This window comes from Burkholderia crassaminum, from assembly GCF_964265005.1.
Taxonomy (GTDB): Bacteria; Pseudomonadota; Gammaproteobacteria; order Burkholderiales; family Burkholderiaceae; genus Burkholderia.
The window spans coordinates 1,394,794-1,408,892 of the sequence record NZ_OZ183799.1 but is presented as its reverse complement, the minus strand read 5'-3'; the positions used below and the strand labels follow the sequence as shown (position 1 = coordinate 1,408,892).

Sequence of the window (14,099 nt, the reverse complement as noted above, 5' to 3'; positions counted from 1 at the left end):
ATTCCCTCTTGAAATGCGCCGCGGCGGCCACTAATTACTCGTCGTCGGGCAGTGCACCATGCAACGCACTGCCCCCGTTTCGACCCAGTGGAGCCCCACGTCGCGCCCGCCGCAGGCGCCGCGCCGTCACGTCTCCCGCGTTCCCTGTTCAGGAGGACCAACATGAGCGGTATCCATTTCGGCAGCGACCTGTTCGACGAATTCGCCCGCGTGCAGCGGCAAGTGGCGAACCTGCTTGGCGACCGTCCGTCCGGCATTCGCGCGGTGCGGCCCGGCGCCTTTCCCGCACTCAACGTCGGCGCGACCGACGGCGCCATCGAGATCGTCGCGTTCGCGCCCGGCATGGCCGCGGCCGACTTCGACGTATCGATCGACAAGGACCTGCTGACGATCAGCGGCGAGCGCAAGCCTTCGCCGCGCAGCGAAGGCGACGATCTGCGCACCTATGCGCAAGAACGCTTTCACGGCGCGTTCCGCCGTGTCGTCGAGCTGCCACGGGACGCGGATCCCGACCAGGTCAGCGCCCGCTATGAAAACGGCTGCCTGCTGATTCGCGTCGGCCGGCGCGAGGCATCGAAGCCGCGCGCGATCACCGTTCAATAATATTCAGGATACCGACATGAATGCGAACCCGACCCTGGCCGAGCGCCAAACGAGCACCGTCCACCCCGCTGCTGCCGAGGCGGCTCGCCGGCCCGCGATCACGCCGGCCGTCGACATCGACGAGAATCATCTCGGCGTCACGCTGCGGGCCGACCTGCCCGGCGTGCCGCGCGAGAACCTCGACGTGAAGGTGCACGACAACACGCTGACGATCGAAGCCGACACGCGCCTCGACACGCCGGCCGACCTCCGCGTGCGGCACGCCGAAATCCGTGCGACGCGCTATGCGCGCAGCTTCGTGCTGAGCCCCGATCTCGACACGTCGAGGATCGACGCGAACCTGCGCGACGGCGTACTGACGCTGACGATTCCGCGTCGTGAGGAAACGCGTCCGCGCCGCATCGACGTGACCGCCGGCAACGCGTAAGCAGCGGTGCGTGCCGTCATCCCGCACGCATGAAAAAGCCCCGCCGGGTACGCTCCGGGCGGGGCTTTTTTACGACGTGCAGCGCAATCAGTCGAAGTCGAACAGGTCGAACACCGATTTCCGGCGACGCTGGCCGTCATGCTTGTAACGATCGTCGCGCGAGCGGCTGTCGTGTCGGTCACGCTCGTCGTGCGAGCGGCCGTCGCGCCCCCCCCCCGTCGTCGCGGCCGCGCGGCGCTTGCGCATCGTGCTGAGTGGGCGTCTCGTCGCGACGCACCGGCGCATCGCCGGTTTCGCGCGCGATCAGCTTGTCGAGTTCGCCGCGATCGAGCCATACGCCGCGGCAGGTCGGACAGTAGTCGATTTCGATCGACTGGCGCTCGGCCATCAGCAGGTCGGGCGTCTTGCAGACAGGGCATTTCATCGCGCTTCTCCTTTCCGTGCGAATTTCGTCTGGATTCCGTATGACGCGCGCGAGCCGGACGCCTCGACGGCAGCCGGCGTCGCGCGCGGCGGCTCAGTGGCCTTCCGTCCGTGCCGCGCGCTTCGCCTTCGCGCGCCGCGCCAGCATGTTCATACCCTCGACGAAAGCCGAGAACGCCATCGCCGCGTAGATGTAACCCTTCGGCACATGCGAACCGAAACCTTCGGCGATCAGCGTCATGCCGATCACGACCAGGAACGACAGCGCGAGCATCACGATGGTCGGGTTGCGGTCGATGAAGCGTGCGAGCGGCTGGGCAGCGAACAGCATCACGGCGACGGCGACGATCACCGCGACGAACATGATCGGCACGTGTTCGGTCATGCCGATCGCGGTCACGATGCTGTCGATCGAGAACACGATGTCGAGCATCACGATCTGGCCGATCGCGGCCCACACCGTCAGGCCCGCCGCGCCGCCGGCACCGCCCGCGCCTTCGCCGTCGTGCGACACGTGGTGATGGATCTCGGTGGTCGCCTTCCAGACGAGGAACAGGCCGCCCGACAGCAGGATCATGTCGCGCCACGAGAACGCATGGTCGAACAGCGTGAACACCGGTTCGGTGAGGCTCGCGATCCACGCGACGCTGCCGAGCAGCGCGAGGCGCATCACCAGCGCGAGCGCGATGCCGAGGCGCTGCGTGCGGGCGCGCTGCGCTTCGGGCAGTTTGTTGCTGAGGATCGAGATGAAGATCAGGTTGTCGATGCCGAGCACGACTTCCATCACGACGAGCGTCAGGAGCGCAGCCCAGACGGCGGGGTCGGCGGCAAGCGTCAGCAGGTAGTCCATGAAATGGGCCGATACGAAAGTGGAAAGCCCGATGATATGCCGCCCCGAGCTTCGGAAAAATCAGAGAGAATCTGATTTTTGGTTCGGTTTTTCCGATATATCGATCCGATGCTCAATTTCCGACATCTGTACTATTTCTGGGTCGTCGTGAAGGAAGGCGGCTTTGCGCGCGCGGCCGGGCGGCTCGACATGGCCGTGCAGACCATTAGCGCGCAGGTGCGCGAGCTCGAAAAAGCGCTCGGGCACCAGTTGCTGCGCCCGGCCGGGCGCGGCGTCGTGATGACCGACGCCGGCCAGGCCGCGTTTGCGCGCGCGGAGGCGATCTTCGAGATGGGACGGCTGATCCCCGACGAAGTGCGCGCAGCGGCCAGCCAGCCGACCGTACGCCTCGCGGTGGGCCTCGCGGACGGCATCTCCAAGCTTGCCGCGCACGCGATCCTTGCCCCCGTCCTGGATACCCCCACGCTGCGGCTGCTGTGCCACGAGGGCGAGCACGACGCGCTGCTCGCGGAGCTCGCGCTGCATCATCTCGATCTCGTGCTGGCCGGCCAGGGCGCACCGTCCGGTTCGAACCTGCGCGTGACGAGCGAGCGGCTCGTCGCGTCGCCGGTCGACTGGTACGGGCCCGCGGCACTCGTCACGCCGGCCGCGCGGCAGCACTTTCCGCAGTGCCTCGCCAACCTGCCCGTGCTGCTGCCGACCGCGCATTCGGCGCTGCGCGCGCGCCTCGACCGGTGGCTGGAAGGCGAGCGGATCGTACCCCGCGTGGCCGGGGAATTCGAGGACAGCGCACTGATGGCCGTGTTCGCGGCGCGCGGCCTCGGCGTGTTTCCGCTGAGCGAACTCGGCGCGAACGATGCGTCGCTGCTGCGCGGGTTGCGGCGGCTCGGGCGCGCGGGCGACGTGACCGAGGAGATCCACGCGATCCGCTCGCGGCGCGGCGAACACCATCCGCTGACGTCGCAATTGCTGGCCGCGGCACGCGGCGCGGCGGCCGACTGAAGCGAGTGCGACATCAAACGAAACTATAATGACGCCCCGGCCTTACGAGATTGCCGCGCGCATTTTCCCGGCACCGCCGTTGCGCGACCTCTCGCCAAGCCTTCTGAAAGACGCCATGCACAACCGATTTCGCCTGTTTTCCGTTTCGTGCGCGCTCGCGGCCGCGACCGTGCTGGCGGCGTGCTCGTCGCCGCCCAAGCCGATCTACCAGCAGGAACAGTTCGACGCGACGAGCAGCCCGTATGCGCATACGTTCCACTCGAAATCCGACGCGGCCTGCGAGGCCGCGCGGCGCGCGCTGCTGAGCCAGGGCTATGTGGTGTCGTCGTCGCGCAACGATGCGGTCGACGGCAGCAAGAATTTCCAGCCGAACAACGACATGCACGTCGTGATCGAGTTTCACGTCGTCTGCGCGGACGCGAACGCGGACGGCTCGTCGAGCATCGCGTACGTCAACGCGGTACAGGATCGTTACACGCTGAAGAAGTCGAATACGTCGGCCAGCGTCGGCCTCAGCGTGTTCGGCTCGCTGTCGCTGCCGATCGGTTCGAGCGACGACGCGCTCGTCAAGACCGCCAGCGAGACGATTCCCGCCGGCGTGTTCTATGAGCGCTTCTTCAATCTCGTCGAGCATTTCCTGAAGATCGACCCGGCCCGCCGCGACCGCGCGACCGTCAAGGCCGCCGAGAAGGAACCCGTCACGCCGCTGCCCGAACCCGCGCCGACGCCGCAGGGCGAGCCGATGAAGATGACGACCCCGGCCGTGCCGACGCCGCCTGCGGCGCCGGTGCCGCTTTCGCTGCCGGTCGTCGCGCCCGAGTCGGGCGCGAACGCCGTGCCGGCCGCGGCGTCGGCCGTGGTCGCGCCGGCGGCGATGCGTGCTGCCGCGCCGGTGGCGGCGTCTGCTTCGGGGTCGGTACCTGCTTCGGGGTTGGCACCTGCTTCGGGGTTGGCACCTGCTTCGGGGTTGGCACCTGCTTCGGGGTTGGCACCTGCTTCGGGGTTGGCACCTGCTTCGGGGTTGGCACCTGCTTCGGGGTTGGCACCTGCTTCGGGGTTGGCACCTGCTTCGGGGTTGGCACCTGCTTCGGGGTTGGCACCTGCTTCGGGGTTGGCACCTGCTTCGGGTGCGGCACCTGCTCCGGCCGCTGCGTCGACGCCCGCACCGGCGATGACACCTGCGCCGGCGTCCGGATCGGCATCCACGCCAGCCTCGACACCCGCGCCGGCATCCGCTTCCAGCCCGGCATCGACGCCCGCCGCTTCCGCACCGGCCGCTGCGACGCCCACACCGGCCGCGCATGCACCCGCGTCCACCGCATCGGCCCCCGTATCGGCATCGGCGCCCTCGGGCACATCGCCCGTGCCTGCCGCCGCCAACCCCGTCGCATCGTCCGCACCGTCGGGCGCGAGCGCTCCGGCCGCAAACTGACCGGCCGCCCGTATCGTCGCGCCCGGCCGCAACCGGCGCAGCGCGACGATACGCACCCTTCCCAGTCAATCCTCACAGGAATTTCCACGCTGCCTGCCGCCTGCCGCCTGCCGCCTGCCGCCTGCCGCCTGCCGCCTGCCGGTAGCGTAATTGCGTAGCCGGCATTGCGCCGATGCTTCGCAGCGAGCATGCACGGCCGACGCCCGCGTTCGCCGGGATCGACAGCCGCCCCGCCTACCGCAACGTCGTGCGCAGCGTCTGCAGCTGCTCGACGGTCGCCGTCACGCCGCCGCAGACGATCACGGCGATATCCGTCGCCGACGCGAGCACGGGCACCGGCCGCTCGAGCGCGGCCAGCGCGGCACCGCACGCGGGCTCGACGACGATCCGGTGTTCGTCGAGAAAACGCAGCGACGCGGCCACCGCGTCGGCATCGGACACGACGACCGGATAGATCTCGTGCCGGGTCGCCCATTCGACCGAGGCATCGCACGGCCGCTTCGCGCCGAGCGACGTCGCGATGCTCGTGATCGCCGGCAATTCGACCGGGCGCCCCAGCGCGAGCGATCGCGCATAGCAGTCGGCGCCTTCCGTTTCGGCCGCGACCACCGGCACGTCGTGCCAGCCGTTGCGCGCCAGCCCTTCGAGCACGCCGCACAGCAGCCCGCCACCACCGACCGCGAGCACGACCGCATCGGGTTTCGGGCCGGCCGACGCCATCTCGTCGATCATCGTCGCGTGGCCCTGCCACAGCACGCGGTCGTCGAACGGATGCACGAACGCATCGTGCTCGCCGAGCGCCGACTGCGCGAACGCGTTCGCCTCGGCCCAGCTCGCGCCGTGCACGATCAGGTCGGCGCCCTCGACGCGGATCAGTTCGCGGGCGCGGGCCGACGCACTTTCCGGCACGACGACGAGCACCGGCACGCCGAGTTCGCGGCCGCAATAGGCGACCGCGATGCCCGCGTTGCCGCCCGACGACGACACGAACCGCCGCGCGCCGGCCGCATGCCGCGCTTCGCAGACGGCACCGATGCCGCGCAGCTTGAACGAGCCCGACGGCTGCAGCGCATCGAGCTTCAGCCGGATGGTCCTGCCGAGCCGGCTGGACGCGATTTGCGAGCGGATATAAGGGGTCGGGATATGAAGCGGCATGGGACAGGACCAAGGAGAACGAAGCGAACGGAGAAAACGCACGCGACCCGCGAGGGCGAGCGGCAATGACGGTCATCGTACGGCAGGCCTTCCATGCTTTCCAATACCATCACATGGCACTTGCTATGCTTCACAGGTATATCAATGAACCGGAACGGATACCGCATGCGCCAGATCGAATTGCGTCACCTGCGCTACTTCGTCGCCGTCGCACAAGCGGGCAGCGTGATGGCCGGCGCCCGCGCGGCCGGCATCGTCCAGCCCGCGCTGTCGCGACAGATCCGCGAACTCGAGGACGCGATCGGCACGCCGCTGCTGGTCCGCCGCGCAACGGGCGTCACGCTCACGGCGGCCGGCGCGAGCTTCCTGCAGGACGCGACCGGCCTGCTCGCGACGTTGCAGGACAGCCGTGAGCGCGCGTTGCGCAGCGCGGCCGGCCAGCTGGGCGAGCTACGGCTCGGCGCGTTGCCGAACTGCCTGCCGTTGCCCGTCGTCGCGAACGTCCTCAAGGCGTTTCGCGACGCGTGCCCGGACGTGAAGCTGTCGATCGCGCCGATGCTGTCGGCCGAACAGGCGAGCGCGCTGGTGCGCGGCCAGCTCGACGGCGGCATCATGGCGTGGCGTCGCGACGAGGCGCCACACCTGTCGGGCGTGCGGTTGCTGAGCGACCGCTTCGTGCTCGCGATGCCCGCGCCGCCGGGCGGACACTTCACCGCGCCGCGCACGCTGGCCGACGTCGCGAACGAGCCGTTCGTGTGGTTCGACGCGCAGCGCTCCGCCGCGCACCACCGGTTCCTGATGGCGCAGTGCCAGCGGGCCGGCTTCGCGCCGCGCATCGCGCAGGTCGGCAGCGACATCCCGACGTTGATCGGCCTCGTCGCGGCCGGAATGGGCTGTGCGTTCGTGCCGGAAAGCGCGTCGCCGACCTGCCCGCATACGGTCCGGCTCGTCGCGCTCGACGAACTCGCGAGCCGCTTCGACATCGAGTTCGTGTTCGACGGCGCCGCGGTGCCGCCATCGCCCGTCGTCGCGCGGTTTCTCTCGGCCGTGCGCGATGCGGCCGGCGAAGCGAGCTGACCGGACGCAGTTCGTCCGACGCGTCCGGCACACGATCCGGCGGCGGGGATTCGCACCGTCGATCTCCGACCTGGCGCCCCTCCGTCAAATCGTCGGTTTGACTGCCTTGACGCACTAATCACCGGCATCGTCTTGACTAAAAATCTTTCAGAACGCCGACGGACAGCGCCGAGGCGCCTGTGTTTTTAAATTGACACCAAAAACGGCCGTTTAACGCCGGTTCGAATTGTCATGCGTCGAAATATACTTCGCGCGCATCCAACCCTCGTGCCAAAGAGAGGATGCGTTTCCGCCCCGGTCACGGTCCCCCTGTGGCCGGGGCTTTTTTTGCGCGCGGGCCTTGTCTGCAAAGGGTTTTCGGCAGTGATGCGACGCTCGCACAGGGCGATGGCCGCCACCTGAGCGGCCCGCCCGATTCGTGCAGCCGCGCGCCGCCGGACGGTCGGCGGATGGCTTTCGGGTCACCCGGGGGCAGCAACCGTCATTCCGCGTCGAACCGCCGATGGCTCGCAATCTTCCGGCCGAAAGTCCCACCCCCTTTCATTACAAAAAACTTTCACGAAAGCCCCCGACCGTTCACCCGCGCCACCATCGAGCTTCGTTGCTCGCTGCATTGTTGAAATGAAATCAAGATAATTTCGTCCGGATGCGGCTTTTTCCGCAAAAGTGATGCAGGCACACTTCGCCCTGTCCTCAACGGCCCGGTGCCGTTGTTCCTCGATTACAGGAGCTCATCGCGTGAACCCCACGACTTCCTCTCCTTCCCGCCCGGGCGGCAGCGCCGCGCTGCCGCTGCTGGCACTCGCCGCCGGTGCGTTCGGCATCGGCACGACCGAGTTCTCGCCGATGGGCCTGCTGCCGGTGATCGCCGACGGCGTGCACGTGTCGATTCCGCAAGCCGGCATGCTGATCAGTGCCTATGCGATCGGCGTGATGGCCGGCGCGCCGCTGATGACACTACTGCTCGCGCGCTGGTCGCGCCGCTCGGCGTTGATCGCGCTGATGTCGATCTTCACGATCGGCAACCTGCTGTCGGCGTTCGCGCCGGGCTATACGACGCTGCTGCTCGCCCGCCTCGTGACGAGCCTCAACCACGGTGCATTCTTCGGGCTCGGCTCGGTGGTCGCGGCCAGCCTCGTGCCGCGCGAAAAGCAGGCCAGCGCGGTGGCGACGATGTTCATGGGTCTCACGATCGCGAACGTCGGCGGCGTGCCGGCCGCGACCTGGCTCGGCCAGATCATCGGCTGGCGCATGTCGTTCGCGGCGACCGCGGGCCTCGGCCTGGTCGCGATCGCCGGGCTGTTCGCCGCGCTGCCGAAAGGCGAAGCCGGCAAGATGCCCGACCTGCGCGCCGAACTCTCGGTGTTGACGCGCCCCGTCGTGCTCGGCGCGCTCGGAACGACCGTGCTCGGCGCCGGCGCGATGTTCACGCTCTACACGTATGTCGCGCCGACGCTCGAACACCTGACCGGCGCGACGCCCGGCTTCGTGACCGCGATGCTGGTGCTGATCGGCGTCGGCTTCTCGATCGGCAACATCGCGGGCGGGCGTCTCGCCGACCGCTCGCTCGACGGCACGCTGATCGGTTTCCTGCTGCTGCTGATCGCCACGATGGTCGCGTTCCCGGTGCTCGCCAGCACGCATGCCGGCGCCGCCGTCACGCTGCTCGTGTGGGGTATCGCGACGTTCGCGGTCGTGCCGCCGCTGCAGATGCGCGTGATGCGGGCGGCCCACGAGGCGCCGGGCCTCGCGTCGGCCGTCAACATCGGCGCGTTCAACCTCGGCAACGCGCTCGGCGCGGCCGCCGGCGGCGCGGCGATCTCGGCGGGCTTCGGGTATGCGGCCGTGCCGCTCGTCGGCGGGCTGATCGCCGCGGCCGGACTCGCGCTCGTCTTCCTGCAGATCGCGCAGCAGCGCCGCGCACCGGCCGCCGCGAATTCGTAATCGCGATACGTCGGACGCCGGCAACGGATGCGGGATCCCCCCGCACCGACACACGTTCACGGCCGCGCAATGCGGCCGTCTTCGTTTTCAACCGTCAACTCCGGTTCAACGTCTCTTCAATCCGAATTATTGGGAATATCCGTAAATCCGGCTTCGATCAAGATTCAATTCATTCAGGGATTACCGAAATCAATTCAATACCCTCGAATGATTCATTTTTCACCTCTTCCATTCCACCAAATGCATTAATTACTTATTCCGTACAGGCCGGCTCCTCCCGCCAGGTCTGGCAAAAATTTGCGCCAAGCCCTGCGTGAGTCATGAAGTGCTTACTGCATCGCAGGAAAATATTTCCTGCGATTCGAACCTTGAAATCGAAAAGCGAAATATTTCATGGTTTTATTCAATCAATATCCAGATCAAATGTAACAAAATGAAACAGCGTAAATTTTAAGATTGAAAGAATTTCCGATTCGTATCAGGATTTGCGATACCGTGGCCTGCGAAGCGCGGCATAAATCCAACGAAAATTCGATCGATGAGGGATCTGTGTGAAAGTCGCCATCGCATCCACCACATTGTCGCTCGCGCTGTCAGTCGGCCTTTCGACATCCACCGCCGACGCAGCCACCTATTCGAATGGCACCGCGACCTCCACCTTCAACGTCACGCTGACGGTGCAGCCGAACTGCGCGATCACTGCGAACCCGCTGGCCTTCGGCACGAACGGCGTGCTGTCCGCCGCGATCACCCAGCAGACGACCTTGAGCGTCACCTGCACCAACACGACGCCGTACAACGTCGGTCTCGACGCGGGACAGGTCACGGGGTCGACCGTCGCGAGCCGGCTGATGGCCGGCACGGCGACCGGCAACACGACGACGACGGTCGGCTTCCAGCTCTACCAGGACGCCGGACGGACGACGGTCTGGGGCAACACGCAAGGCACGGACACCGTGGCCGGCACCGGCACGGGGTCCGCACAGTCCTTCACCGTCTACGGCCAGGTGCCCGCGCAAACGACGCCGAAGCCGGACACCTATCAGACGACCGTCACCGCAACCGTCTACTTCTGACCGGCGCTGCTTCCCATGTCCGCATTACGTCGAACGCTCGCCGCGCTGCTGTGCGCGGCCGGCGCCGCGCACGCCGCGTCGCTGCAGATTTCCCCCGTCACGATCGAATTCGGTGCCGACGACACGGCCACCGGCATCACGTTGCGCAATCCGGGCGAGCGCGCGGTGTACGGGCAGGTGCGCGTGTTCCGCTGGGATCAGGCCGATGGCCAGGATGCGCTGACGCCCACCCAGGATCTGCTGGCCAGCCCGCCGCTGATCGAGGTCGGCATGCAGTCCGAGCAGCTGATCCGCGTCGTGCGCGCGTCGCGTACATCAGCCGGTGTCGAGCAGGCCTACCGGCTGCTGATCGACGAGCTGCCGCAGCCGGGCGAGACGCCGGCCAACGGTGTGTCGATCCGGCTGCGCTATTCGATTCCCGTGTTCGTCGAGCCGGCAAGCAACGGCGCGCCGCAGCTCGACTGGGCGCTGCTGCGCGGCACCGGCGGCTGGGTACTGCGCGTGCACAACGGCGGCATGCGGCGCGCGCAACTGGCGTCGGTCGAGCTCGTGACCGGCGACGGGCACGCGTACCCGCTCACGCGCGGGCTGCTCGGTTATGCGCTCGCGGGCCGAACCGGCCAGTGGAGCGTGCCGCTGCCGGCGGGCGTCGCGCTCGGCGGCAAGGTCACGGTGCGGGCGGCCGTCAATTCGCAGCCGGCCAGTGCGGTCGTCGCGGTGGAGCCGCCGGGCTAGACCGCCGGTGCGCCGCCCGGCCTCTCCCCCTTCGCCACGCGCCGGCACGCCCCCGGCCAACGGACGCAGGACGCCGCGACGCTCGCCGCGCGCCGCGCTCGCGGCCGTCGTGGCCGGCGGCCTGCTCGCGCTCGGCTCGGTGCGAGCTGACGAACCCCCGGCACTCGTGATGACCGACGGCATCCACGACGTAATCCTCGAAGTCAGCGTCAACGGCGAAAACACGACGCTGCTCGCGCACTTCCGCGAACGCGACGGCCACCTGTCGGCGAGCGGCGCCGACCTGCGGACGATCGGCGTCGCGACCGACCGGCTCGGCATCGCCGACGCGGCGACGGTCGACCTCGACGCGATTCCCGGCCTGCGCTACCGCTACGACGCGGCACGCCAGAGCGTCGACCTGCAGATGCCCGACACGCTGCGCCGGCCGTACGCGGTCGACAGCCGTGCGTTGCCGCCCACGCAGGCGGCCAGCGCGTCGCGCGGCGTCGCGATCAACTACGAGGCGTACGCGCAGACGATCGGCGACCGGCAGTACTCGCTCTACACCGACGTGCGCTACTTCGATCCGGGCGGCGTGTTCGACACCACGGGCGCCGCGACCTTCTACAACGGCCACCGGCGCTACACGCGTTTCGATACGTCATGGAGCCGCTCGGACCCGGCGCGGCCGAGCACGATTCAGATCGGCGACACGATCTCGGGATCGCTCGCGTGGACGCGCTCGGTGCGCGTCGGCGGCTTCCAGTGGCGCAGCAACTTCGCGCTGCGGCCCGATCTCGTGACGTTCCCGATTCCGTCCCTCGCGGGTTCCGCCGCCGTGCCCTCGGCCGTCGACCTGTACATCAACAACGTGCGCCAGTACACCGGCAACGTGCCGAGCGGCCCGTTCATCATCCACGACGTGCCGGGCATCACGGGCGCCGGCCAGGCGACCGTCATCACGCGCGACGCGCTCGGGCGCACCGTCGCGACCTCCGTGCCGCTCTACGTCGATACGCGCATGCTGTCCGCCGGGCTGTCGAGCTATTCGTTCGAAGCCGGCTTCCTGCGCCGCAACTACGGGCTGCAGTCGTTCGACTACGACGCGCGGCCGGCCGTCAGCGGCTCGATGCGGCGCGGCGTCACCGATGTGCTGACCGTCGAGGGGCATGCAGAAGCGACCGGCGGCGTGCTCGACGCCGGCGTCGGCGCGCTGCTGCGGCTCGGCTACGCGGGCGTCTTGAGCGGCTCGGTCGCGGGCAGCGCCGGCCGCTATCCGGGCACGCAGGTCAGCGTGGGCTACCAGCTGATCGAGCCGCGCTTCTCGATCAACGCGCAGACGATCCGCGCGTTCGGCCGCTACGGCGACCTGGCATCGCGCGACGGCGCGACGGCACCGGCGGCGACCGACCAGGCGACGCTCGCGCTGCCGTTCATGCACCGCCAGACACTGTCGCTCAGCTATATCGGCTTCCGGATGCCGCAAGGCCCGAGCACGCGGATCGGCACGGTGTCGTACACGCTGAGCCTCGGCGATCTCGCGTCGCTGAGCGTGAGCGCGTACCGCGATTTCGCGCAGCAGGGCGCGAACGGCGCGTTCGTGTCGCTGAACATCGGGCTCGGCCGCAACACGTCGATCAACACGACCGTCGGCCGCCAGCGCGGCCAGTCGAACTACACCGTCGACGCGAGCCGCCCGCCGGACTACGGCGGCGGCTGGGGCTGGGGCGCGCAGACGGGCGGCACGGGCGCGGTGCCCTATCGGCAGGCGCAACTGCGGTATCTCGGTCATGCGGGCGAAGTCATCGCGGCCGCGCAGCAGATCGACCGCCAGACCGGCGCGTCGCTCGACGTGAACGGCGCGCTCGTATTCATGGACAGCAGCCTGCAGGTGTCGCGCCGCATCGACGACGGCTTCGCGCTCGTGTCGACCGACGGCGTCGCGGGCATTCCGGTGCTGCACGAGAACCGCGTGATCGGCACGACCGATCGCGCGGGGCACCTGCTCGTACCCGACCTGAACGCTTACCAGAACAACCAGATCGCGATCGACTCGATGAAGCTGCCCGCCGATGCGCGGATCGCCCGCACGTCGATGACGGTCGTGCCGCAGGCGCAATCGGGCATCGTCGCGCATTTCGGCGTGTCGCGCTATCGCGCGGCGTCGGTGATCCTGCGCGACGCCGAGGGCCGCCCGCTGCCGGCCGGCGCGCGCGTGCATCACGCCGAAAGCGGTGCGGACACGATCGTCGGCTATGACGGGCTCACGTTCATCGACGGACTGAAGGAGGACAACCACCTCGTGATCGACTACGGCACGCAGCGCTGCGTCACGGAATTCGCCTTCACCGCGCCCGGCAACGGCACGCTGCCGACCGTCGGCCCCCTCACCTGCCGGGCAGCGCCATGAGGTTCGCGCTGCTGCTCGTCATCGCGTTCGCGGCTTGGTGCGGCCTGCCGCACCAAGCGCGGGCCGAGTCCTGCACGGCCACGGCGTCGACGGTCAGCTTCGGATTGGTCAGCCCGATCGCCAACGCGCCGGTCACCGCCACCGGCACCGTCAGCATCACCTGCACGTGGTCGGCCGTCTCGCTGGTGCCGAACGTGCTCGTGTGCCTGAACCTCGGCGGCACGAGCCCGCGCAGCCTCGTCAACGGCAACAACTCGATGCAGTACGACCTCTATCTCGATGGCGGACATACAGTCGCATGGGGCTCGGTGTATTCCGGCACGACGCCGGCGTCCGTCACGCTCGTCAAACCCGCGCTCGGCACGAGCGCGTCCACGACGGTCACCGTGTACGGGCAGATCACCGGGAACCAGCCGACCGTGCCGACGACCGGCAACAGCACCACGACCTACTCGCAACAGTTCGGCGGCACCACGACGTCGATCAACACGGGGTTCTATCTGCTCGGCGCGCCGACCTGTGCGGCGCTGACGACGTCGAGCGGCACCTTCCCGTTCGGCGCGACGGCGGACGTCACCAACAACTGCAACATCAACACGACCAACGTGAGCTTCGGCACCGCGAGCATCCTGTCGGGCACGCTCGCGGCAACGGGTACGATCACCGCGCAGTGCACCAACGGCGACGCGTGGAAAATCGCGCTGAGCAGCGGCAGCAGCGGCAACGTGACGGCGCGCCAGATGCAGCGCGGCGGCGGGGGCGGAACGATCGGTTACGGGCTTTACACGGACGCCGCGCACTCGATCGGGTGGGGCGACGGCACGGGCGGCAGCGCGACGGTCACGGGCGTCGGCACGGGCACGTCGCAGGTCGTGACCGTGTACGGCGCGGTGCCGGCGCAGACCACACCCGCGCCCGGCAACTACAGCGACTCGATCACCGCGACGATCAGTTTCTAGCGCTCAGGACCATGAGCGGACGGA

12 protein-coding genes and 1 pseudogene are annotated in these 14,099 nt (G+C 68.4%); 10 read left to right on the top strand and 3 right to left on the bottom strand.

Annotated elements, in window-relative coordinates; all coding sequences use genetic code 11:
• Window positions 1-162 precede the first annotated feature (162 nt).
• Window positions 163-603, top strand: a complete 441-nt coding sequence (locus ACPTTF_RS06470) for an Hsp20/alpha crystallin family protein (protein ID WP_423370624.1) — start codon at window positions 163-165, stop codon at window positions 601-603.
• A 16-nt stretch (window positions 604-619) separates the two neighbouring features.
• The gene (locus ACPTTF_RS06465; RefSeq protein WP_423370623.1) at window positions 620-1,030 is read left to right on the top strand and encodes an Hsp20/alpha crystallin family protein; all 411 of its coding nucleotides are present in this window, start codon (window positions 620-622) and stop codon (window positions 1,028-1,030) included.
• A gap of 87 nt (window positions 1,031-1,117) precedes the next feature.
• Here ACPTTF_RS06465 and ACPTTF_RS06460 read toward each other — a convergent pair.
• Together ACPTTF_RS06460 and ACPTTF_RS06455 are read right to left on the bottom strand one after the other, a co-directional pair.
• A pseudogene (locus ACPTTF_RS06460) lies at window positions 1,118-1,454 on the bottom strand (zf-TFIIB domain-containing protein).
• A gap of 93 nt (window positions 1,455-1,547) precedes the next feature.
• Window positions 1,548-2,303, bottom strand: a complete 756-nt coding sequence (locus ACPTTF_RS06455) for a TerC family protein (RefSeq protein WP_423370621.1) — start codon at window positions 2,301-2,303, stop codon at window positions 1,548-1,550.
• A 108-nt stretch (window positions 2,304-2,411) separates the two neighbouring features.
• Here ACPTTF_RS06455 and ACPTTF_RS06450 point away from each other — a divergent pair, with 108 nt between their 5' ends.
• Both ACPTTF_RS06450 and ACPTTF_RS06445 read left to right on the top strand, forming a co-directional pair.
• The gene (locus ACPTTF_RS06450) at window positions 2,412-3,305 is read left to right on the top strand and encodes a LysR family transcriptional regulator (protein ID WP_423370620.1); all 894 of its coding nucleotides are present in this window, start codon (window positions 2,412-2,414) and stop codon (window positions 3,303-3,305) included.
• Between the two features lie 115 nt (window positions 3,306-3,420).
• The gene (locus ACPTTF_RS06445; RefSeq protein ID WP_423370619.1) at window positions 3,421-4,737 is read left to right on the top strand and encodes a DUF2242 domain-containing protein; all 1,317 of its coding nucleotides are present in this window, start codon (window positions 3,421-3,423) and stop codon (window positions 4,735-4,737) included.
• A 234-nt stretch (window positions 4,738-4,971) separates the two neighbouring features.
• Here the strand turns inward: ACPTTF_RS06445 and ACPTTF_RS06440 are convergent, their stop codons facing one another.
• Window positions 4,972-5,892, bottom strand: coding sequence for a pyridoxal-phosphate dependent enzyme (locus tag ACPTTF_RS06440; protein WP_423370618.1), 921 nt, complete (start codon window positions 5,890-5,892; stop codon window positions 4,972-4,974).
• 165 nt (window positions 5,893-6,057) lie between these two features.
• Between ACPTTF_RS06440 and ACPTTF_RS06435 the strand changes: the two genes are divergently transcribed.
• From ACPTTF_RS06435 to ACPTTF_RS06410, 6 genes are all read left to right on the top strand, one after another.
• The gene (locus tag ACPTTF_RS06435; protein WP_423370617.1) at window positions 6,058-6,969 is read left to right on the top strand and encodes a LysR family transcriptional regulator; all 912 of its coding nucleotides are present in this window, start codon (window positions 6,058-6,060) and stop codon (window positions 6,967-6,969) included.
• 738 nt (window positions 6,970-7,707) lie between these two features.
• Entirely contained in the window at window positions 7,708-8,913 is a 1,206-nt protein-coding gene (locus ACPTTF_RS06430) for an MFS transporter (RefSeq protein WP_423370616.1), read from the top strand.
• 578 nt (window positions 8,914-9,491) lie between these two features.
• Window positions 9,492-9,989: a Csu type fimbrial protein gene (locus ACPTTF_RS06425; RefSeq protein ID WP_423371849.1), complete on the top strand. Its 498-nt coding sequence runs from the start codon at window positions 9,492-9,494 to the stop codon at window positions 9,987-9,989.
• Between the two features lie 15 nt (window positions 9,990-10,004).
• Window positions 10,005-10,724, top strand: a complete 720-nt coding sequence (locus ACPTTF_RS06420; RefSeq protein WP_423370615.1) for a fimbrial biogenesis chaperone — start codon at window positions 10,005-10,007, stop codon at window positions 10,722-10,724.
• A 109-nt stretch (window positions 10,725-10,833) separates the two neighbouring features.
• Window positions 10,834-13,116 (top strand): fimbria/pilus outer membrane usher protein, encoded by a 2,283-nt coding sequence (locus tag ACPTTF_RS06415; protein WP_423370614.1) that lies wholly within the window; start codon window positions 10,834-10,836, stop codon window positions 13,114-13,116.
• Window positions 13,113-14,075 carry a Csu type fimbrial protein gene (locus tag ACPTTF_RS06410; protein ID WP_423370613.1) on the top strand — a complete coding sequence of 321 codons (963 nt, stop codon included), beginning with the start codon at window positions 13,113-13,115 and terminating at the stop codon, window positions 14,073-14,075. Before ACPTTF_RS06415 ends, ACPTTF_RS06410 begins: the two co-directional genes overlap by 4 nt.
• Window positions 14,076-14,099 lie beyond the last annotated feature (24 nt).